21 protein-coding genes are annotated in these 20772 nt (G+C 42.2%); 7 read left to right on the top strand and 14 right to left on the bottom strand.

Annotated features, from left to right (window positions below):
* Position 1: 1 nt before the first annotated feature.
* From UCH003_RS13510 to purB, 11 genes are all read right to left on the bottom strand, one after another.
* Positions 2-463: an RDD family protein gene (locus tag UCH003_RS13510; protein WP_060826890.1), complete on the bottom strand. Its 462-nt coding sequence runs from the start codon at positions 461-463 to the stop codon at positions 2-4.
* A gap of 6 nt (positions 464-469) precedes the next feature.
* A complete protein-coding gene (gene pyrE, locus UCH003_RS13505; RefSeq protein WP_060826889.1) occupies positions 470-1078 on the bottom strand; it encodes an orotate phosphoribosyltransferase in 609 nt (202 codons plus the stop codon).
* 8 nt (positions 1079-1086) lie between these two features.
* Positions 1087-1647, bottom strand: a complete 561-nt coding sequence (gene frr / locus UCH003_RS13500) for a ribosome recycling factor (protein WP_060826888.1) — start codon at positions 1645-1647, stop codon at positions 1087-1089.
* Positions 1634-2590 (bottom strand): polysaccharide deacetylase family protein, encoded by a 957-nt coding sequence (locus UCH003_RS13495; protein ID WP_060826887.1) that lies wholly within the window; start codon positions 2588-2590, stop codon positions 1634-1636. The genes frr and UCH003_RS13495 overlap by 14 nt, the downstream gene beginning before the upstream one ends.
* Before the next feature lie 3 nt (positions 2591-2593).
* Positions 2594-2929: a preprotein translocase subunit SecG gene (gene secG, locus UCH003_RS13490; RefSeq protein WP_039671816.1), complete on the bottom strand. Its 336-nt coding sequence runs from the start codon at positions 2927-2929 to the stop codon at positions 2594-2596.
* A gap of 145 nt (positions 2930-3074) precedes the next feature.
* Entirely contained in the window at positions 3075-3776 is a 702-nt protein-coding gene (locus tag UCH003_RS13485; RefSeq protein ID WP_231964787.1) for an anaerobic ribonucleoside-triphosphate reductase activating protein, read from the bottom strand.
* Positions 3742-3906: an anaerobic ribonucleoside-triphosphate reductase gene (nrdD, locus tag UCH003_RS13975; protein WP_041962765.1), complete on the bottom strand. Its 165-nt coding sequence runs from the start codon at positions 3904-3906 to the stop codon at positions 3742-3744. The genes UCH003_RS13485 and nrdD overlap by 35 nt, the downstream gene beginning before the upstream one ends.
* Positions 3903-6017: a ribonucleoside triphosphate reductase gene (locus UCH003_RS13480; protein WP_060826885.1), complete on the bottom strand. Its 2115-nt coding sequence runs from the start codon at positions 6015-6017 to the stop codon at positions 3903-3905. The genes nrdD and UCH003_RS13480 overlap by 4 nt, the downstream gene beginning before the upstream one ends.
* Before the next feature lie 213 nt (positions 6018-6230).
* Positions 6231-6929 carry an aspartate/glutamate racemase family protein gene (locus UCH003_RS13475; RefSeq protein ID WP_060826884.1) on the bottom strand — a complete coding sequence of 233 codons (699 nt, stop codon included), beginning with the start codon at positions 6927-6929 and terminating at the stop codon, positions 6231-6233.
* A gap of 71 nt (positions 6930-7000) precedes the next feature.
* Positions 7001-9367 carry a ribonucleoside-diphosphate reductase subunit alpha gene (locus tag UCH003_RS13470; protein WP_060826883.1) on the bottom strand — a complete coding sequence of 789 codons (2367 nt, stop codon included), beginning with the start codon at positions 9365-9367 and terminating at the stop codon, positions 7001-7003.
* Positions 9367-10695 (bottom strand): adenylosuccinate lyase, encoded by a 1329-nt coding sequence (gene purB, locus UCH003_RS13465; protein ID WP_039671822.1) that lies wholly within the window; start codon positions 10693-10695, stop codon positions 9367-9369. Before purB ends, UCH003_RS13470 begins: the two co-directional genes overlap by 1 nt.
* A gap of 116 nt (positions 10696-10811) precedes the next feature.
* Between purB and UCH003_RS13460 the strand changes: the two genes are divergently transcribed.
* Positions 10812-11732, top strand: a complete 921-nt coding sequence (locus UCH003_RS13460; RefSeq protein ID WP_060826882.1) for an RluA family pseudouridine synthase — start codon at positions 10812-10814, stop codon at positions 11730-11732.
* Positions 11729-12343: a fumarylacetoacetate hydrolase family protein gene (locus UCH003_RS13455; RefSeq protein WP_060826881.1), complete on the top strand. Its 615-nt coding sequence runs from the start codon at positions 11729-11731 to the stop codon at positions 12341-12343. The genes UCH003_RS13460 and UCH003_RS13455 overlap by 4 nt, the downstream gene beginning before the upstream one ends.
* Before the next feature lie 100 nt (positions 12344-12443).
* On the opposite strand, the gene rlmN is transcribed toward UCH003_RS13455, so the two are convergent.
* The 3 genes from rlmN to hisF are packed head-to-tail and all read right to left on the bottom strand — an operon-like array spanning position 12444 to position 14830.
* Entirely contained in the window at positions 12444-13517 is a 1074-nt protein-coding gene (gene rlmN / locus UCH003_RS13450) for a 23S rRNA (adenine(2503)-C(2))-methyltransferase RlmN (RefSeq protein ID WP_060826880.1), read from the bottom strand.
* A gap of 6 nt (positions 13518-13523) precedes the next feature.
* Entirely contained in the window at positions 13524-14075 is a 552-nt protein-coding gene (locus tag UCH003_RS13445; RefSeq protein WP_060826879.1) for a purine-nucleoside phosphorylase, read from the bottom strand.
* A complete protein-coding gene (hisF, locus tag UCH003_RS13440) occupies positions 14072-14830 on the bottom strand; it encodes an imidazole glycerol phosphate synthase subunit HisF (protein WP_039671827.1) in 759 nt (252 codons plus the stop codon). Before hisF ends, UCH003_RS13445 begins: the two co-directional genes overlap by 4 nt.
* Positions 14831-14979: 149 nt before the next feature.
* On the opposite strand from hisF, the gene rsmA reads away from it, so the two are divergent.
* Genes rsmA through UCH003_RS13415 form a run of 5 tightly spaced genes read left to right on the top strand, consistent with a single transcriptional unit; the run spans position 14980 to position 20739 of the window.
* Positions 14980-15822, top strand: a complete 843-nt coding sequence (gene rsmA, locus UCH003_RS13435) for a 16S rRNA (adenine(1518)-N(6)/adenine(1519)-N(6))-dimethyltransferase RsmA (protein ID WP_060826878.1) — start codon at positions 14980-14982, stop codon at positions 15820-15822.
* Positions 15788-17794 carry a ribonuclease J gene (locus UCH003_RS13430; protein ID WP_144441020.1) on the top strand — a complete coding sequence of 669 codons (2007 nt, stop codon included), beginning with the start codon at positions 15788-15790 and terminating at the stop codon, positions 17792-17794. The genes rsmA and UCH003_RS13430 overlap by 35 nt, the downstream gene beginning before the upstream one ends.
* Before the next feature lie 8 nt (positions 17795-17802).
* Positions 17803-18768: a KpsF/GutQ family sugar-phosphate isomerase gene (locus tag UCH003_RS13425; RefSeq protein WP_060826876.1), complete on the top strand. Its 966-nt coding sequence runs from the start codon at positions 17803-17805 to the stop codon at positions 18766-18768.
* Between the two features lie 8 nt (positions 18769-18776).
* A complete protein-coding gene (locus UCH003_RS13420; protein WP_231964845.1) occupies positions 18777-19556 on the top strand; it encodes a pseudouridine synthase in 780 nt (259 codons plus the stop codon).
* Positions 19546-20739 carry a replication-associated recombination protein A gene (locus tag UCH003_RS13415; RefSeq protein WP_060826875.1) on the top strand — a complete coding sequence of 398 codons (1194 nt, stop codon included), beginning with the start codon at positions 19546-19548 and terminating at the stop codon, positions 20737-20739. Before UCH003_RS13420 ends, UCH003_RS13415 begins: the two co-directional genes overlap by 11 nt.
* The last annotated feature ends 33 nt before the right edge of the window (positions 20740-20772 follow it).

The following is a 20772-nucleotide window of genomic DNA, read 5'->3' as shown; positions in this document are numbered from 1 at the left end:
CTTACTTGCAAAGAGGTACGCTACGGCTAAGAAGATCGTAAAGCGTACGGCGGTCTTTGCGTAGCAAAGGGAGCAAAAGTCCGATGAGCGTTATACATGTAAGCAGTGCCGTAAGATAGCGTATCAGCAACATCGCAAGAGACGGCGTACGAAGCGTTTGAGGGTCTTTAAGCTCGATATCATAAGCTTTAAAACCGGGTGTTTGCGCCGTTTTGGAAAAAAAGAGCGTCGTTACGAGGCCGTACGGAACTAAGACGAGCAGCCATCCTAATCCCCAGTGTTGCGCAAAGCCTTCGCGTGAACCGAAAACGAGATAGAATACAACGTAAAGAATCGGCATGAGAAGCATAAACGAATCGACGATAAATGCCTTGGCGCGCTTGGAAAAAGGTGCGATACGATCGGTTGACCGTTTCGCAATCGGTGCTTTTAAGCCGCCTTTTTTCGCCTCACGCCATCGCATCAATGCTTAGTTTCCTCGACTGCCGGGTTTGTATGCGATGCTTCCTTCTTTGCACAAAGGGCAATCGCTTGGATCGTAGATGTCAAACTCAAAATCGGCCAAAGCAAAAAACGGTGCGTCATTTGGAAGCTTACATGTCGGTTTTGCTTCCAAATCGCTTCCGACGCGTTTGCAAAAACCGCGATTGGCAAGGGCCGCAAATCCGACGATAATACCGCCCATACTTTGAGCGACGTTTGCCGCTTCAAGTGCGGAACCGCCTGTCGTGATAATATCTTCGCAGACCAAGATTTTCTCGCCTTTTTTCACGTCAAAACCGCGACGAATCGTCATCTCTCCGCCGACGCGTTCGGCAAAAATAAAACGTTTGCCCAGTGCCCGTGCTAACTCATATCCCGCCAATACGCCGCCAAGAGCGGGAGAACAGACGGTGTCGATTTCCAGTCCGTAGGCTTGAATCATTTTTGCGAGTGCAACGGCAAGCTCTTCGGCGACTTTAGGGTCTTCTAAAACTTTGGCACTTTGAAGGTAAAAACGAGAATGTTTACCGCTACTAAGTAAAAAATGTCCTTCTAAAAGCGCGTTAGCTTCTTTATAAATGTTTTCGATTTGCATACGAACCCTTAAATTTTGAGCAATTCAGCTTCTTTGTCTTTGACCAAGTCGTCTATTTTCGCGACCGTCGCATCGGTAATTTTTTGAACCTCGTCTTGCGCTTTTTTGGATTGATCTTCGGTGATCAGCTTATCTTTTTCGAGCTTTTTCACTTGGTCGTTAGCATCTTTACGTACATTACGTGCGGCAACTTTGGCTTTATCGCCCATGATTTTGGCTTGTTTTGCACTCTCTTTTCGCTGTTCACTCGTCATCGGAGGGAAGAAGAGTTTGACGCTCTCGCCGTCGTTATTCGGGTTGACGCCGATATTGGCTTGCATGATTGCCTTTTCGATTTCGCGTAACATTTTTTTTTCCCACGGCGTAATGCTAATCGTCGTAGCGTCGCTTGCTAAAACGGTTGCGACTTGATTTAAAGCCGTCGGCGTTCCGTAGTAATCGACGTGAATGTTATCTAAGATCGAGATAGCGACTTTTCCGCTACGAATCGTCATAAAGTCGCGTTTAAGGGCAGAGATGCATTTTTCCATATGCTCTTTTTGTTCGGCATATACTTTACTTAGTTCCATAGTTATCCTTTACGAGTAGTTTCGTTGAAATTTTATTGCCCACGGAGACGATGAGTCTCGTGCGCTCTTTGGTCAAAATTTTAGTGATATTCGCTTGAAAAACACCGTCTTGAAGTTCAAGTTCTTGATAGCCAAAACCGCTAATATACAAACCGCCTTTGGTAGCACTCGTGTTGGCTTTGACATGTAAGGTATCGACTTTAGCGTCTTTGAGAAGGTATTGAGGTTCGATCCATGTCGCTTCCAAGGCTTTGTATTTTAAAAAGGCGTTTAAATCGCTTTTGCCTACAAGTGCCGAACGGTCTAAATCCAAGGGATCGCTAAAGGAAGCAACCGCCCCCATGTTTTGGTTTAAAATCGCTTCGAAGCCGTAGCTTTGGGCAATGGCTTTAACGCGCGGACTAAACTCTCCGAAAGGATACGAGAAGTAGCGCGGTTTGATGCCCAAACGTTTTTCAAATAAAGCCAATCCTTCGTCGAAATCTTTTTTAAGAGCGTCGTCGCTCAGTTCGGTCATATGCGGATGGTGCATGGAGTGAAACTCTAAAGAGCCGTATTTCGCAAGCTCTTTGAGTTCGTCCCAACTCATATAATCGCCGTATTTTTGCTCCGTAGCATCGACGTAAACAAACATCGTAAACGCATAACCGTACTCTTTGAAGAGTGCAAGTCCGTGTCGATAAAAACTTTTATAATTGTCGTCGATCGTAAGAACGACCCAGTTGTCGGGAATCGTTTCTTTTGCTCGGAGTGCTTGAACGAGTTTTTCAAGCGGAACGACTTCGTACCCGTTGCGTTTAAAGTACTCAAATTCATATCGTAGCTCTTGCAACGACGTATTGGTACTGGGATAGCGATCATCGTTAAAGCGATGATAGATAAAGATATGGGCATCCGCCCATACCGTTACGCTAAGAAGCAAAAACGACCAAAAAAATTTCATCGATTATTTGGTGCTGGGAGCTTCAGGTGCGCTTGGAGCTGAGGGCATCGGTGCCGGAGTGCTCGGAACGACGCTTTTTTCGATTTTGATATCTTCGGCAATCGAAACTTTTTTATCTTGATTGTAAAAATAGCCTAACGCAAGCGTATTGGCGATAAAAAGAATACCGACGACAAACGTAAATTTTGCCATAAATCCGGCTGGTCCTTTTGCTCCGAAAAGCGATTCGTTACTGCCGCTATACGCGCCAAGTCCGATAGAAGAGCTTTTTTGAAGTAATACGGCAACGGTTAATATACCGGTTAAAACAAATTGTAAAACCAATAAAACGGTGGTCATTTGAGATGTCCTTTATGTTTCATAATCTAGTAGAACTGAGGATTATACCCAAACCGATTTTAAAATGTATTAAAGCCTCTTTTTTGTGGCGGGAATCGTACCGATCGCAAGAGCGATTTTAACGATTCGAAGCGTTTCGATCGACTTAATTTCGAAAGCTAATCGGAAGTAAGTTTGAAAGTTTCGTACGGTCGAAAACGTTTCGAGGCGGCATCGTATTTCCCATCGTCTCTTCGACATGTAAGTAGCGTTGCAGGTAATACGTACCGCGGTAACCTTTGACATGTAAGTCTTGAATTACGGCATTAATGTCTTCGACGCTTAAAAGATCGTTGTGAAGCGTCGTCCTGACTTCAAAAGGTATTTCGGAGCGTATCAAAAGCTCTAAGCTGTGTTCAAAGCGTTCGACATGTCGATAATGAACGAGTGCTTCGTATTTTTCTAACGGTGCTTTGTAATCGAGTGCAACGTAGTCGATCATTTCATTTTCGATCAATCGCTCCAATAATGTCGGATTGGAACCGTTGGTATCGATTTTGATTTGAAAACCTAGTCGTTTGATTTCACATGTCAAGGCCTCAAGGTGCGGGTAAAGCGTGCATTCGCCTCCGCTTAAGACAACACCGTCCAGTCTGTTTTGTCGGGATTGTAAGAAATTCAGGGCTTCTTCGAGGCTAACGAGACCCTCTCCCCGTACGATTTGCGGATTGTAGCAGTAAGGACATGCCATATTGCATTTGGCAAACCAAAAAATCGACGCTAGACGATTGGGAAAATCCAGCGTCGTAAATTTCGTGATACTGTGGATCGCCTTATCGGCAAGCACATTTTTCAACAAATTGGACACGTTCTTTGTGTTCGCCTAATTTACCTACGTTGAAACTCTCTACGGGTCTGTGATAGCCCATAACGCGTGTATAAACGATACATTTCGTTCGTTTTTCCCGTAATTTCTCTAAAATTTCCGTTTTACTCATGACGCTGCTTCACCCTCCTCTTTGTGGTATTGCTCTAATAATTCTTCGTCGCATTTTGGACAAAACTCATGTTCCCCGCTGATATAACCGTGTTTTTCGCAAACCGAGAAAACCGGCGTAATCGTCAAATACGGCATACGATAATTGGTAATAATGTTTTTAACCAATTTTTTGCATGCTTCGCTAGAGCTAATGCGCTCTTTCATGTAAAGGTGTAAAACCGTACCGCCGGTGTAAGAGCACTGCAAATCGTCTTGCATATCGAGTGCTTCAAACGGATCGTCGGTAAAATTGGCAGGCAATTGAGAAGAGTTCGTATAGTAAACGTTCTTTCCCGAACCTGCTTGAATAATATCGGCAAATCTTTTTTTATCTTCTTTCGCAAAGCGGTACGTCGTCCCCTCCGCCGGCGTGGCTTCAAGGTTGTAAAGGTTGCCGGTTTCTTCTTGATACTGAACCATTTTTGCGCGCATAAACTCTAAAATTTCATGAGCAAATTTCATTCCGAATTCATCGGTTATGTTATGCTTGTCGCCCGTAAAGTTACGAATCATCTCATTAATGCCGTTTACGCCGATGGTCGAAAAATGGCTGTTAAATCCCGGTAAATAGCGTGCCGTATACGGATAGAGTCCGCGATTGTACATCTCTTGGACAAAAACCCGTTTTTTCTCTAACGTCGATTTGGCTAAATCCATTAGGTATTCGAAGCGTTCCATTAAGGTCTCTTTATCACCTTTATAGAGATACCCCAAACGTGCCATATTTAACGTAACGACACCGATGCTTCCCGTCATTTCGGCACTTCCGAAAAGCCCTCCGCCTCGTTTTAAAAGCTCTCTTAAATCCAATTGGAGTCTGCAACACATGGAGCGTACATGTCCGGGTTTATACGCTTTAGGATTTTCGACGAGCTTTCCGTTTTCATCTCGCACGTATTGACTTCCGATAAAATTTTGGAAGTAAGAAGAGCCGATTTTAGCCGTATTTTCAAAAAGTAAATCGGTATTTTCTCCGTCCCAGTCGAAATCTTCGGTAATGTTAACGGTCGGAATCGGAAACGTAAACGGTTGACCCGTTTTATCGCCTTCCGTCATAACTTCGTAGTAAGCCTTGTTAATAAGGTTCATTTCCGCTTGAAAGTGTTTGTACGTCATTGCTTCCAAAGAGTTTACGCCCCTTTTTTTTGCTTCGCTTAAAAGTTCGGCGTCGTTAATGCCTTTAAACAGATGTGTTTGGCTCGAAGTCGGAATTTGATCCGCCAAATCTTTCGGGACGGTCCAATCGATCGTAATATTCGTAAAAGGACTTTGTCCCCAACGCGCCGGAACGTTTAGGTTATAAATAAAACTACGAATCGCTTTTTTAATCTCTTTGAACGAAATTTTATCTTTAAACGCATACGGTGCTAAATACGTATCAAACGAGCTAAACGCCTGTGCACCGGCCCACTCGCTTTGAAGGATTCCTAAAAAGTTTGCCATTTGCCCTAAAGCTTCGCGAAAATGTTGAGGAGGTCGACTCTCTACGCGTCCGCGTACGCCGTTAAAGCCCTCATCCAAAAGAACGCGCAAACTCCAACCCGCGCAATACGCGGTCAAACAATCAAGATCGTGAATGTGATAGTCGCCGTTTCGGTGTGCCAATCCCTCTTCTTTGGAATAGATTTTATCGAGCCAGTAATTGGCGATAACTTTACCCGCGGTATTATTGACGAGTCCGGCGTTAGAATATCCCGTATTGGAATTGGCTTTGATCCTCCAGTCGCTTTTACCGATGTACTCTTCAATCGTTTGGCTCGAATTGACGTACGTCGTATCTTCGCTGAGTCCGTAGATGTGCTCTCGTTGCATTTTATGCGTATGGCGGTAAAGCATAAAAGAGCGCATAACGTCAAAGTAACGTGCTTTATAGAGTTCCTGCTCAATCATATCTTGAAAGTCTTCAACCGCCGCAACGCGTTTTTTCTCGATACGTTTGATAATTTCGTCGAAAATAGATTGATCGTAGGTAACCCCTTCGCTTTTAAATGCTTTTTTGATGGCATCTTCAATCTTAAAAGGGAGGAACTCTTCGGTTGTGCCGTCACGTTTGAGTACTTTGGTTAGCATGGTTGTCCTAAGTAGAATAAAGTATGGAAGATTATAGTAAGTATAAAATTTAAAAAAACTTAATAATTAACCTGCGACAAATATGTCACACTCTAAAAAATGAATTTTTATGCCATTATTTCTTAATAAGATAAAAGTCCTTTATATAAGCTTTTAAAAGGACTTTTCCCTATTTTATATTAAAAAAATAAATTAATATAATTTATTTATATTTCAAGATTTCAAAGCGTATTCTAACGCTTCGTCGACATGGATAGTCGTCGTATTAAAAAGCGGTAGCATCGAGTCTTTTTGATGAAGGAGCAGACCGATTTCCGTACATCCTAAGATGACCGCATCTAAATCGGCATGTTCTTTTTGATAGTTTTGAATCAGTGTTACAAAAAAGTTCAAAGAGGGTGTTTCAATTTTGCCGACACACAATTCGGAAAAAATAATCTGATTGATCGTTTGAATTTCCTCTTCATTCGGTATGAGTACGTCAATACCGTGGAAGTGCAAAATATCTTTGTAAAAACTTTCTTGCATCGTAAATTTGGTTCCGAATAAAAGTGCTTTTTTGACGCGGTTTTTTTTCAGTGTATTGGCCGTCGCTTCCGCGATATGCAAAAAAGGCGTTTTAAGATACGGTGTGATAAACGGTGCCATTTTATGCATGGTATTGGTGCAGAGTAAAATGACGTCCGCTCCGGCATGTTCCAATGAAAGAGCGGCTTGCGTCAATGTAATGCTCGCCTCATCCCAGCGTCCTTCATTTTGCATACGAGCGATCGGGGCAAAATCCACGGAATGTAAAATAATTTGTGCGCTGTGAAGCCCTCCCAAACGTTCTTTGACCCCTTCGTTTAGAAGTTTATAATACAACAGGGTCGATTCCCAACTCATACCGCCGATTAAACCGATGGTTTTCATGTTAAATCCTTTTAGTGCAAAATGCAACGTTGCGTAAAATACCTTTTTCTACGAACGTTGCGGTATCACGTCTATTGACATCCTTCACATTCGATACTGCGATCGGCAACTTCAATTTTACTCTCCGGCGATTGCGATCGGAGATAGTAGGTTGATTTAATACCGAGTTTCCAGCCTAACATGTAAATATCGTTTAGGTATTTTCCGCTGGCTTTATCTAAGGTCATAAAGATATTGAGGCTTTGCCCTTGGTCGATCCATTTTTGTCGAATGGCTCCCGCTTTGATGAGGACTTTTTGATCCAAATCGTATGCCGGCGTATAAAATCCCCATGTTTCTGGGCTGAGGTTGGGTACGACGACCGGAATCATGCCCGATAGGTTTTCTTCAAACCATTTGCGTTTGTAAACGGGTTCGATCGTTTGTGTCGTTCCGACCAAAATGGAGATCGAGCTCGTCGGTGCAATGGCCATGAGGTAACCGTTACGCATACCGTTTTTCTTCACGCGCTCTCTCAGGCTTTCCCAATCGTACATGTAACCGAATAAGCCTCCGCGATCAACCAGCTTTTTTGCCTCTTCGTTTGCCGTGTCGATAGGGAAAATTCCCCTGCTCCATTTCGATCCCTGAAATTCCGGATAAACCCCTTTTTCGATAGCCAGATTGGATGAGGCGAGAATGGCGTTATAGCTAATGGCTTCCATCACTTCGTCTATCTTGCTAAAATGATCGTAGCTTCCCCATGCGATATGTGCTTCGGCAAGCATTTGCGCTTCGCCCATAACTCCTAATCCTATGGCACGTGATTTCATATTCGTATGTTTCACTTTAGCGTGCGGGTAGAAATTGAGATCGATCACGTTATCGAGCATACGAATCGCAATGGGGATCGTTCGCTCGATATCTTCTTTCGTATGAATTTTGGAAAGGTTGACGCTCGCCAAATTGCACACGGCGGTTTTACCTTCGACCATCTCTTTCTCAACGATAAAAATATCTTTTCCGTTAATTGAATCGAGTGCCGTAATTTTTTTTGCTTCTTTGCTAAGTCCGCTATCGACCGTTACTCTGTCGGTCTCTTCAAACGTATCGATGCTGCCGTCATTGTAAACGACTTTGATTTTATAATGGTTCGGTGCGGTGTTCTGAAAGATTTCCGTACAGAGATTGGAGCTGCGAATAATGCCGACGTGGTCGTTTGGATTGACTTTATTGGCGTTGTCTTTGAAGCAAAGAAACGGACTTCCGCTCTCAAAATAGCTCGTTAAAATCTTTTTCCACAGCTCTTTTGCCGGAATATGTTCTTTGGAGATGGACTCGTTTTGCTCATAGGCTAGATAGCGACGTTCAAATTCTTCTCCGTAGACCTCGGAAAGATCGGATGTTTCCGCAGGATCGAAAAGCGTCCAAATAGCATTTGCTTCGACGCGTTTCATAAACAGATCGTTAATCCACAAGGCGGGGAAAAGATCATGGGCACGACGACGCTCTTCTCCTGAGTTTTTCTTCAAATCCAAAAAGTCGGATACGTCCATATGCCACGGTTCGATATAAACGGCGATAGCACCTTTACGTGTACCGAGTTGATCGACGGCGATCGCGATATCGTTGGTGATTTTGAGGAACGGGATAATACCGCCTGCGGCATTTTTATGCCCGTCGATCATACCTCCCATCGAGCGAACCAAGTTCCAATCCCATCCGATTCCGCCGCCGAATTTACTTAGAAGCGACATCTCTTTGTAGGAATCGAAAATGCCTTCGATATTATCGGGTGTACTGCCGATATAACACGAGCTTAGCTGATGGCGTGTTGTTCGTGCATTGGAAAGCGTCGGCGTGGCCAACATAACTTCGAATTTGCTGATAACATCGTAGAATTTTTTTGCCCAATCCATCGAGTTGAGTTCATTTTGTGCCAAAAACATTGCGATTGCCATAAACATATGTTGCGGCAATTCGATCGGTTTTCCTTGTTTGTCCTTAATCAAGTAGCGATCGTGCAAAGTTTTGATCCCAAGGTAGGTAAATTGCAAATCGCGCTCGGGTTGAATGTACGCTTCCAATTCTTTAAGGTCGTATTTTTCCTTAAGTCCTAAGGCAATACGTCCCGCTTTTTCGCCTCGTTCGAGATATTCGCCGAAGTTACCGTATCCCGTAAAACCGTTGACCTTATGGTACAAGTCGTATAAAAAAAGACGCGCGGCGACATAGGTCCAGTTCGGTCGATCGATATCGATTTTATCGACTGCGGTTTTAATCAATGTTTTTTGAATTTCTTCGGTCGTAATTTGATCGCGAAATTGAATTTTTGCATCGACTTCCAGTTCGCTTTGCGACACATTCTCCAAGCCTTTGATAGCAGAACTTGTGTATTTTTGTATTTTTGAAATATCGAGCGGCTCGGTACGACCATTACGCTTTTGAACGGTTAGCATTATTTGAATACCCTTTGGAAGATTTTATCGACGTTTTTTGTATAGTAATCGTAATTAAAGCATTCTCTTATTTGCGCTTCGCTGAGGTTCGCTCTTAAATCTTCATCGCTAAGGAGATTTTGAAGATAGAGGCTTTCGCCTTTGGCGTTGAGAGCCGCTTTGCCCTGCTGTAAATCTTCCCAGACTTTCATGGCATTTCTTTGGACGATTTTGTAAGCATCTTCACGTGAAACGCCGCATAAAGGTAACTCGAGCAAAATACGTTGTGAAAAAACCAGTCCGCCCGTAAGATTGAGGTTTTTCATCATGTTTTCGGGATAGACGACTAATTTGGAAATAACGCTATTTAAACGGGTTAGCATAAAATCGGCGGTAATGAAACCGTCCGGTAAAATAAAGCGTTCGACCGAGCTGTGGCTAATGTCTCTTTCATGCCATAATGCAACGTTTTCCATAGCGGGGATAGCGTACGAGCGAATCATTCGACAAAGACCCGTAATGTTTTCGCTTAAAACGGGATTGCGTTTGTGCGGCATTGCCGAACTTCCTTTTTGCCCTTTTTCAAAAAACTCTTCGCATTCATAGACTTCGGTTCGTTGGTAATGTCGAATTGCAACGGCAATTTTTTCGCAACTGGAAGCCAAAAGCGCAAGTGCGTTCATCAGTGCGGCATAACGATCGCGTTGAATGACTTGATTAGACACGGGAGCCGGTTTAAGTCCTAATTCTTCACATACAAGTTCTTCGAGTTCGATCGGTGAGTGTGCCATATTTCCCATCGCACCGCTAATCTGCCCTACGGAGATCACTTCCATGACGTTTTCAAGATTTTTAAGACTTCGTTTAATTTCTTCGTACCAAATGGCAAGCACTAACCCGAAGGTAATCGGTTCGCCGTGAATACCGTGACTGCGGCCGACCATCAAAGTCATTTTGTGTTCCATTGCTCTTTTTTTGAGCGATTCCATTAAAACTTTGACGTCTTCAATAATGACATGTAAGGAATCGCGCATCTGTAGTGCAACGGCCGTGTCAATACAATCAGAGCTGGTCATACCGTAATGAACCCACCTGCTCTCATCGCCTAAGCTATCCGCGACGCTCGTAAGAAAAGCGATAACGTCGTGTCGGGTAACTTTCTCGATTTCATCGATACGATCAATATCGAATTTTGCATTTGTTAAGATTTTTTCACAATCGTCGTCCGGAATAAGTCCGAGTTTGTTCCACGCTTTGGTCGCCGCCTTTTCCACTTTAAGCCAAGCGTTGTATTTGGCCTCGATCGTCCAATGCTTTTTCATCTCTTCTCTAGCGTAGCGCTCTACCATCTTCTTCCTTCTTCGTTTATGATTTTTCTATGATAAAATACGATGAAATTATCTAAAATGGATTCTATTTTTGAAGATAAAATTTTAACAAAATAGGACTAAAAAAGGGTTGAAACTTGTCTTATACGACTAAGAAATTTACGGTAGAAACACCCGTTCTTGCATTTCGTTTTTTAATGGATACTTTCGGTATGACGATGAGCGAGGCACAAAAAACGATTGATCGGAAGCGTGTTTACGTGAACGATGATCTATTGACGCGAAAATCGGCTCGCATTTCCGGAGAAATTGCCGTAGTTGTTTTTGAAGGAACTTCCAAAGGACTTATCCCTGTTTTTGAAACGGAAGATTTTGCAGTTTACGATAAACCTAGCGGCGTCATGATCCATCCTCGTAAACGCTCAGACGGTTATACTCTCAACGATGAAATTAAATCGCGTTACGGCAAAGATGCTAATGCCGCGCATCGTATCGACAAAAGTACAAGCGGACTCGTTTTGATAGGAAAAAATAAAAAAGCGGAAATTGAGTTAAAAGCTATCTTTGCCGCGCGTAAAGTACATAAACGATACTTTGCCTTGGTGCGTGGAAAAATTGCCGATGAACTTTTGATAGATGCTAAGCTCAAGCGTGATGTTGCAACAAGTCAAATACGTTTGAAAGTACATGTTGATGAAACGGGAAAACCTTCCCAGACGCGAGTCATTCCCGTATGCTATTTTGAAGATAAACATGCAACGCTGATTGAGGCAATTCCTTATACCGGAAGACAACATCAAATTAGAGCCCATTTGTTCCACGTGAAACATCCGATCGTCGGTGATCCGATTTACGGTATCGACGAAGTAGATACCGAAAGGTTTTTAGACGGAAGTATGACACATGAAGAACAAACGCGTAAAACCTTGAGCCCGCGATTGTTATTGCATGCACAATCTTTGGCATTTTGTTATAAAGGGATTGACTATGCAATAGAATCTACTTTTAATGCCAAAAGTGAATTTTATAACTTACTCCAAGAAAAGGTCAATGAATGAATACAATCCATTTTAACGGCGAAGGCATTGTGCCAAGTAAAGTCGTCTGTGTCGGTCGTAATTATGTAGAGCATATTTATGAGCTTCATAATGAACTTCCTACATCAATGGTTCTTTTTATGAAACCCAATTCTGCTATTACACATACGCTAACGACACAATCACAAACAACATTACACTATGAGGGAGAAATTTCATTTCTTATCCGAAATAAAACAATTTGCGGAGTCGGTTTCGGTTTAGATTTAACTAACCGAACATTGCAGAGTGAGTTGAAAGCAAAAGGCTTACCGTGGGAACGTGCAAAGGCTTTTAACGGGGCTGCGGTTATGAGTACGTTTGTCGGTATCGAACCTTCAGATGTGCATAAAGTTGCGATGCAATTATGGATTAACGATGTGTTAGTGCAAGAAGGAAATAGTGATTTGATGATTTATAAACCGCTTGCTATCCTTGAAGAAATTGAGACTTTTTGCACTTTGGAAGATAACGATATTGTTATGACGGGAACTCCAAAAGGCGTCGGAACGTTTCATCGTAACGATAAATTTATCGGAAAAATTTTTATCGGTTCAAAAGAAATCGTATCGCAAGAGTGGATTGTGCAGTAAAGAGCAGCGAGAAGCTCTTTACTTTTTTCTAAATAAAACGTTAATCATTCCGCCTACGCCCACAATGACGACAATGATTAAAAAGCCTAATTGTACCATATCAAGCGATGTCATGTTTTTCCTTATCGTGTAATTGTCCACAAGCTGCACTGATGTCGATACCTTTGGATTGACGAATCGTACACAATACTCCGTGATCAACGAGATATTGCTGAAACGCTAACATGTCTTTCTCACTCGGACGATCAAAATCGCTTCCGTGATGCGGATTAAAATAGATTAAGTTAACTTTCGCCTTAATGCCGTGAAGAAGTTTGACCAGTTTCTTGGCATTGCTTTGATCATCGTTGATACCCTTCATCACAAGATATTCAAACATAACGCGTTTGCGTGCATCGATAGGAAAAGCACGTACGGCATTCATAATAGACTCAATGTTGTAAGCTTTATTGATCGGCATTAGTTTTTGGCGTAAAGTATCATCGACAGCATGAAGTGAAATCGCCAATAAAACGCCCAAGTCAAGTTGCCCTAATTTTTCGATTTGTGAACTAAGTCCACTCGTTGAGATGGTTTGGCGTCGCGTTGAAATAGAAAGGCCGTCTATATCGCTGAAAATATGAACGGCTTTACTCACGTTAGTTAAATTGTCGAGTGGCTCGCCCATACCCATAAAAACGATGTTAACGCGTCTATTTTCGGCAATAGCATTATCCCTTTTAATCATTAAAACTTGTGATGTTATCTCTCCGGCAGAGAGGTTACGTTTGAATCCGCTTTTACCGGTAAGGCAAAAAGCACAGCCAATTTTACAACCCACTTGCGACGAAATGCAGATGGTATAACGTGTATGATGCACACGTTTGCCCTCTTCGTCGACTTGTTCTTGCTTCATGGGTAAAAGAACCGACTCAACCGTATTCTTATCTTTCAATTCAAAAAGATATTTTTTGCTACCGTCTTTACTGAGTTCGATTTTGACGATGCGTAAAGGATCAAGATAGTAAGTTTCTTTTAACGCCAATTGAAGTTCTTTCGGTAGATTTTTCATTTCTTCAAAAGACGTAACGTATTTTTGATACAGCCATTGATAAATTTGTTTTGCTCGAAAAGCAGGTTTTATCGCGTTTGACAACTCTTCTTTTGACAAATCCAGTATATTTATTTGTTCCATATGCCCTCAAATTTTCATATTTTTTTCTACATGTAAGGTAATTAACTCTTTGGCTTTCGCATGATTGGAGACAAAATCACGATGGGCATTTTCATTGCAATAGTTGGTAACGACAAACAAACCAAGGCATGGAAGATCAAAGGTATTGGCTACTTGTATAACGGAGAAGAATTCCATATTTTCTAAAGCAATATTTTTCTCATTGAAAGAGTGCGATAGCTGAAAATCCGTTGTAATATAATTGCTAGAATTGACGGTTTCAAAAGGATAATTTGTTCCACGTGAAACATTATAATGATGTTTTGCATGAATGGTATTTTGAATCGGCGTATAACTTTGATTTTGGAGCAAACTAAGTTCTACATTGGCGGCACTATAGCTCAAAACAAGATCGAACGGCTTATATCGTCCATAACTGCCAGCCGTTCCTACAAAAAACACAAAAGAAGGTTTTTGCTCTAGAATGTATCGGGTAAGCCGTATAGCACTTTGTATAAGCCCGACGCCAATGGGTTGAGCAAAATCAAAATGTTCGTTGTTGCCAGCACAAAGTATCATAAGCGAACCGCTATTCCCTGACGTTTAAGGTAGTGTTTGAGTGCCATGATCTCGATTTCTTTAAAGTGAAAAATAGAAGCGGCTAACGCCGCATCGGCACCGCTTGTAAAAGCATCTTTAATATGTTCCATCGTCCCTGCTCCACCGCTTGCGATGACAGGAATATCAAGCAGAGAGCTGATTTGTGAGGTAATGGAAAGATCATAACCGTTTTTTGCACCGTCACAATCCATAGATGTTAAAAGAATTTCACCGGCACCTCTATCCGCTGCTTCTTTTGCCCAATTTATAGCATCAATGCCCGTATCGATACGTCCGCCGTTAATAAAAACGTTCCATCTATCGTTCGTGCGTTTGACGTCGATAGCGACGACAATACATTGAGAACCGAAACGTTTGGACGATTCGTCGATGAAATGAGGGTTTGCAATGGCTGGAGAATTGATGCTGACTTTATCGCATCCTACATTGAGAAGGCGGTAAATATCTTCTAAAGTACGAATCCCTCCGCCGACCGTGAGCGGAATAAAAACTTCACGTGCAACTTTTTCTACAATTTCGACGATAGTTCCCCGACCTTCATGACTTGCCGTAATATCTAAAAAAGCAATTTCATCCGCACCCTCTTCATTGTAACGTTTGGCAATTTCAACGGGATCGCCGGCATCTTTTAAGCCGACAAAATTAACGCCTTTAACAACACGACCGTTTTTAACGTCAAGGCATGGGATAATACGTTTGGCAAAGTAGTCCATAAAAGTCTCTTTAGAAGGGAAATATTGAGTGTCTATGATAGCAAAAGTATTGAAAAAAACTTCTGAAAAACCTGCTTATTGTAGCTCCTAACAATTTTGTAAGTAAAAATTGAGTAAAATCAATAAAATTTTAAAAAGAGTGAGTCAAATTGATAGAGGCGAAGAAGAAATTTGGCCAAAATTTTTTAAAAGATAGAAATATTCTATACAAAATCATCCAAGCGATGCCCCGTAATGAGTTTAAACTTATTGAAATAGGACCTGGCTTAGGTGATTTGACGCAAGAACTACTTAAGGTAAAGCCTTTAGTAGCATATGAGGTCGATGAAGACTTGTGCGTTTATTTGAGAGAGAAGTTCTCAAAAGAGATAGAAGAGGGAAGCTTAACATTGGTGCATACCGATGTGCTTGATCAGTTTAACAACGGTTCGTTGCAAAACGAGCCTTATGATTTAGTGGCGAATTTACCCTATTACATTGCGACGACGATTATTTTGAACGCTCTAGAAGATCCTTACTGTCGATCAATGACGGTAATGGTGCAAAAGGAAGTCGCAGAGAAGTTTGCGGCCGTACCGAAAACGAAAGAGTTTAGCTCTTTGGCTATTCTAGCGCAAAGTATCGCAACGGCAACACTGCTTTTTGACGTAGCTCCGACATCGTTTGAGCCGCAACCGAAAGTGACATCTTCTATTCTGAGAATCGACAAAAAACAAGAATTTATACAGGATAAATTTCTTGGAATATTTGAAGACGAAAAGACTCTGCAAAAATTTAAAAAGTATTTGCGATGCTCTTTTCAAAGTCCACGTAAAACGTGGTTAAAAAATATTTCAAGTGAATATAATAGAGAATTTGTTGAAAAAGTGATGCAAATTCATGCTATTCCCGTAACGATTCGACCTCATGAACTCAGCGTCTCGTCTCATCATCTACTATTTAAACATTTAAGGTTGAATGATGCAAGAAAACGAGATTCCATCCACGAATAACGAACAATCCAATGCGGCAACGCCGCCAAAACCCAATAAAAACAGACGACGACGTTCGAAATCGAAAGCGGCGCAACCGCATTCAGGGCAAGACCAAACGGCAGTAGAGCAAACCGAAAATGGTAGCGCACAGCCGAATGTCGGCGAGAGCAAACCGAAGACCAATAACCGTAGACGTAATAAAGCGAAAACGCAAACGCCTTCGATCGACGGTAACGAACCGTGGCAGCGCGATATAAAAAAAGCGATTGAAGCAAATCAAAAAATGCACAAAGAGCGCTTGAATAAAGCCTCTATCGTTGAGCAAAACTCCAAAGGAAAGATCAAAATCACTCCGTTGGGAGGCCTCGGCGAAATCGGCGGCAATATTTGCGTCTTTGAGACCGACACTTCAGCAATCGTACTGGATGTCGGTATGAGTTTTCCCAGTGAAGATATGCACGGCGTAGATATTTTGGTACCCGATTTTAGTTATTTGAGACAAATTAAGAAAAAAATAGCCGGAATTATTATTTCACATGCGCACGAAGATCATATCGGAGCCATATCGTATCTTTTTAAAGAGATGCAGTTTCCACTTTACGCAACGCCGTTGCCGTTGGGAATGATTTCAAACAAATTTGACGAACACGGTTTAAAAGCGTATAAGAAGTATTTTCGTCCGGTCGAAAAGCGTAAACTCTATAAAATCGGCGAATTCGAAATCGAATGGATCCATATTACGCACTCGATTATCGACGCTTCCGCATTGGCAATTACGACAGAAGCCGGAACGATTATTCATACGGGAGACTTTAAAATCGATCATACTCCGATTGACGGGTATGTAACCGATTTGAACCGTTTTGCGGCATACGGCGAAAAAGGCGTATTGTGCTTAATGAGCGATAGTACCAACTCTTATAAAGAAGGTATTACGCGTAGCGAGAGTACGGTCGGGAAAACATTTGATTCTATCTTTGCAAAGTCCAAGGGACGGGTGATTATGTCTACCTTCTCATCGAATATCCATAGGGTTTATCAAGCAATTGATTACGGTTTAAAATACGGACGTAAAGTCTGCGTGATCGGAAGATCGATGGAACGAAACCTCTTTACCGCGATTGATTTAGGGTATATTCAGTTGGATAAAAGTATTTTTATCGATCCGCATGAAGTGAATAAGCATAACGATAAAGACGTTTTAATCGTTACGACGGGAAGCCAAGGCGAGACGATGAGTGCCTTGTATCGTATGGCGACGGATGAACATCGACATGTAAAGATTAAACCGACCGATCAAATTATTATCTCCGCTAAAGCGATTCCCGGTAACGAAGGCAGCGTCTCTAAGGTGTTAAACTTTTTATTAAAAAGCGGTGCAAACGTAGCATACCAAGATTTTAGCGAAATTCACGTGAGCGGACATGCTGCGCAAGAAGAGCAAAAATTGATTCTCCGCTTGGTCAAACCGAAGTTTTTCCTTCCGGTTCACGGCGAATACAATCATATTACCAAACACAAAGAAACGGCAATGCAATGCGGTATTCCGGAGCGTAATATCTATTTGATGAGTGACGGCGATCAAGTGGAATTGTGCGGCAAATATATGAAAAAAATCAAAACGATTAAAACGGGTAAGGTCTTTATCGATAACCAAGTCAATGAGCAAATTGCCGATGATGTCGTTATCGATCGACAAAAGTTAGCGGAAGCCGGACTCGTGATGCTCGTCATTCAAATCGATAAAAGCGAGCACAAACTGATTGCAAAGCCGAAAATTATCAGTTACGGACTTGTGCCGGATAAAGACGATAAAGCTTTCTCGATAGAGATGGAAGGTGTGATCGATCAATTTATTGCCAATGCCAAAAAAGAGCTACTGGAAAATGCGCGCGCCCTTGAAAACGAAGTACGACAAGTCGTTCGCAAACATATCTATCGCCAGATGAAAAAATACCCGACAATCGTTCCGACGATTTTCATGATGTAGGATCGCCGATGCAAGATTTTCAAGCGATAGCCAAAGAAGTATTAGAATTGGAAGCCAAAGAGCTTTTAAACACGGCCGCGCATATCGGGACAGAGATCAATGAAGCAACGTCTGCGATAGCGAAGATTAAAGGAAAGCTGATCGTAACGGGGGTTGGAAAAAGTGGATTGATCGGTGCAAAAATTGCCGCAACACTTGCGAGTACGGGAACGAGCAGTTTCTTTTTACATCCGACCGAAGCCATGCATGGAGATTTGGGTATGATCGGTAAAGAAGATGCCGTGTTAGCCATCAGTTATAGCGGTGAGAGTGAAGAATTGATTAAAATTTTGCCGCATATCAAACGTTTCGAAATTCCCCTGATCGGTATGGCGCGCTCAAAAGAGTCGTCATTGGGACGTTACAGCGATATTTTTATCCCATTACACATCGAAAAAGAAGCATGTCCTCTCGATGCCGCTCCTACATGTTCGACAACGCTGACGTTAGCGCTAGGAGATGCGTTAGCCGTTTGCCTTATGAAACAGAAAAATTTTAAAAAAGAGGATTTTGCGTCGTTTCATCCGGGCGGAAGTCTCGGCAAACGTTTGTTTGTCAAAGTGAAAGATTTGATGCTCACGAGTGAGTTACCCGTTATTTCTGAAAAAACAAAATTGAAAGAGGCGATTATTGCTATGAGCGAAGGACGTCTAGGCAATGTACTGATTACGGATTGCGACCATACGTTGTTAGCCGTTTTAAGCGACGGTGATTTACGACGTGCTTTAATGCGAGACGATTTCCGTATGGATGCGTATGCGTACGAATATGCAACGAAGCAGCCTAAAACGATCGACGATGCGGCGATCCTTGCAAGCGATGCGTTGGCATTGATCGAAAAATACAAAATACAATTGCTTGCGATTACCGATAAACAAGGTAAGCTAGAGGGCGTATTGCACATTCACCAATTGGTAGAAGCGGGGATAAAATGATAGAATTAATGCGACTCAATAAGATGATTTCCCACAACACGCACTACTCGCGACGCGAAGCAGATCAATTGATCAAAGACGGCTTAGTAAAAGTTGACGGTAAAGTCGTAGACGATCTTTCGATGCAAGTGAGCTTTAAAAACAAGATTGAAATTAAAGGTAATGCGCTTTTTGAAAAGCACGGCTATTCGGTTATCGTATACCATAAACCCAAAGGTGAATTGGTAAGTAAAAAAGACGATCGCGGACGCAAGACGGTTTATGATTCGCTTCCGTCGAAATTCGGGCATTATTTAAGCGTCGGAAGACTTGATTTTGCCAGTGAAGGACTTTTGCTTCTGTGTGATTCTCCTACCGTGGTTTCGGCGTTAATGCACGGCGATTTGGAGCGGGTTTATTACGTTAAAATCAACGGAGCGATTACGTTAGCGATGGAAAAAGCGATGCAAGAGGGATTGAAATTGGACGATGCTCGAAAAGGCGGGCATGCCAAGAGTGAGATTCATTCCATGGAGTTTGCGCCGTTTTTAGCGTATCGTATTATTAAAAATTCGCCGACGTTTTCGACGCTTAAAGTGACGATTAACGAAGGAAAAAACAGAGAACTGAGACGCTTTTTCGGATATTTCGACGTGGATGTCGTAGATCTCAAACGCGTGAGTTACGGCAAAGTCGACTTAGGAACGTTGAAGCCGGGAAAACATCGTTTTTTTAATGCAAGCGAGTATAATGCTTTACGCGATTATCTTGAATACGTGAAACAGGATACCAAGGGCGATGATCAATAACTTTGCCCTCTTCTTTCGCCCGAAACGCATTGAAGAGTTAGCCGGACAAAAACACTTAAGTGCAAAAAACAGCCCTTTTTTCAAACTGTTAAAAGCAGGATCGATGAGCCATGCTCTCTTCTTCGGTCCGGCAGGAGTAGGGAAAACGACCTTAGCGCGTATCGTCGCGAATGAGTTGGATTTGCCTTTTTTTGAGCTCGACGCCACCAGTATTAAAGTCGAAGAGATTCGTAAAATTCTTTCACAGTATAAAAACGCTTTGCAAAAACCGTTAATTTTTATCGATGAAATTCATCGTCTTTCTAAAACACAGCAAGAGGTTTTGTTATTGCCGATGGAGAATCACGAGATGATTCTTATCGGAGCATCAACCGAAAATCCATACTTCGTCCTAAGCTCGGGTATTCGCTCACGGATGATGTTATTTGAGTTTTATCCGTTAGAAGAATCGGATTTGTGTGCTATCGTCGAGCGCGTACGAAATGTCGTGACATGTACGATTGACGAAGATGCGTTGAATTACCTCGTAAGTTCCAGTGCCGGCGATAGCAGATCGCTTTTAAACCTTTTGGAATTTGCACTGAAAGTCGATTTACATGTCAGCCTTGAAACGCTAAAATCGTTGCGACCGAGTGCGCTCAAAGACGGCGTGAGCTCAGATAACACACATTATAATCTCATTAGTGCTATGATTAAAAGCGTGAGAGGTTCAGACGTCGATGCGGCACTTTATTATCTAGCACGTTTAATAGACGGCGGGGAAAGTCCCGACTTTATTGCGCGGAGATTGATCATTCTTGCAAGCGAAGATATTGGTAACGCTAATCCTAACGCTTTAAATCTCGCTGCCAGTACGCTAACGGCCGTGAGTAAGATCGGTTATCCCGAGGCGCGTATTATTTTATCGCAATGCTTGATCTACCTTGCATGTAGTCCTAAATCGAACAGTGCCTATCAGGCGATTAACGATGCGTTATCGTATGTCAAAAACGAAAAGGCGTTAACGGTTCCGGAACATCTTAAAAGTCCTTCACCTAAAGGGTATTTGTATCCGCACGATTTCGGCGGTTGGGTCGAGCAAAGCTACAGTGAAAAACCGCTTCATTTTTATCGAAATTTGCCGATAGGGTTTGAAAAGACTTTAAACGAGTGGTTGGAAAAAATCAAATCGGTTCACCGTTAACATACGAATTATTTACCCTATAAGGTGATGCAT

The sequence above is a fragment of the Sulfurospirillum cavolei genome, from assembly GCF_001548055.1.
In the GTDB taxonomy this organism is placed as follows: domain Bacteria; phylum Campylobacterota; class Campylobacteria; order Campylobacterales; family Sulfurospirillaceae; genus Sulfurospirillum.
The sequence above is the reverse complement of the archived record's forward strand: the minus strand, read 5'-3'. Positions and strand labels throughout refer to the sequence as shown.

What these genes read in the sequence shown, in the direction of transcription:
- UCH003_RS13430 (WP_144441020.1), top strand. Translation starts at nt 15,788, where the DNA reads ATGATGCAAGAAAACGAGATTCCATCCACGAATAACGAACAATCCAAT.
- UCH003_RS13475 (WP_060826884.1), bottom strand. Translation starts at nt 6,929, where the DNA reads ATGAAAACCATCGGTTTAATCGGCGGTATGAGTTGGGAATCGACCCTG.
- UCH003_RS13510 (WP_060826890.1), bottom strand. Translation starts at nt 463, where the DNA reads ATGCGATGGCGTGAGGCGAAAAAAGGCGGCTTAAAAGCACCGATTGCG.
- rlmN (WP_060826880.1), bottom strand. Translation starts at nt 13,517, where the DNA reads ATGGAACAAATAAATATACTGGATTTGTCAAAAGAAGAGTTGTCAAAC.
- pyrE (WP_060826889.1), bottom strand. Translation starts at nt 1,078, where the DNA reads ATGCAAATCGAAAACATTTATAAAGAAGCTAACGCGCTTTTAGAAGGA.
- UCH003_RS13495 (WP_060826887.1), bottom strand. Translation starts at nt 2,590, where the DNA reads ATGAAATTTTTTTGGTCGTTTTTGCTTCTTAGCGTAACGGTATGGGCG.
- secG (WP_039671816.1), bottom strand. Translation starts at nt 2,929, where the DNA reads ATGACCACCGTTTTATTGGTTTTACAATTTGTTTTAACCGGTATATTA.
- UCH003_RS13420 (WP_231964845.1), top strand. Translation starts at nt 18,777, where the DNA reads ATGCGACTCAATAAGATGATTTCCCACAACACGCACTACTCGCGACGC.
- UCH003_RS13470 (WP_060826883.1), bottom strand. Translation starts at nt 9,367, where the DNA reads ATGCTAACCGTTCAAAAGCGTAATGGTCGTACCGAGCCGCTCGATATT.
- nrdD (WP_041962765.1), bottom strand. Translation starts at nt 3,906, where the DNA reads ATGAGTAAAACGGAAATTTTAGAGAAATTACGGGAAAAACGAACGAAA.
- UCH003_RS13455 (WP_060826881.1), top strand. Translation starts at nt 11,729, where the DNA reads ATGAATACAATCCATTTTAACGGCGAAGGCATTGTGCCAAGTAAAGTC.
- frr (WP_060826888.1), bottom strand. Translation starts at nt 1,647, where the DNA reads ATGGAACTAAGTAAAGTATATGCCGAACAAAAAGAGCATATGGAAAAA.
- UCH003_RS13445 (WP_060826879.1), bottom strand. Translation starts at nt 14,075, where the DNA reads ATGATACTTTGTGCTGGCAACAACGAACATTTTGATTTTGCTCAACCC.
- UCH003_RS13480 (WP_060826885.1), bottom strand. Translation starts at nt 6,017, where the DNA reads ATGCTAACCAAAGTACTCAAACGTGACGGCACAACCGAAGAGTTCCTC.
- hisF (WP_039671827.1), bottom strand. Translation starts at nt 14,830, where the DNA reads ATGGACTACTTTGCCAAACGTATTATCCCATGCCTTGACGTTAAAAAC.
- UCH003_RS13425 (WP_060826876.1), top strand. Translation starts at nt 17,803, where the DNA reads ATGCAAGATTTTCAAGCGATAGCCAAAGAAGTATTAGAATTGGAAGCC.
- purB (WP_039671822.1), bottom strand. Translation starts at nt 10,695, where the DNA reads ATGGTAGAGCGCTACGCTAGAGAAGAGATGAAAAAGCATTGGACGATC.
- UCH003_RS13415 (WP_060826875.1), top strand. Translation starts at nt 19,546, where the DNA reads ATGATCAATAACTTTGCCCTCTTCTTTCGCCCGAAACGCATTGAAGAG.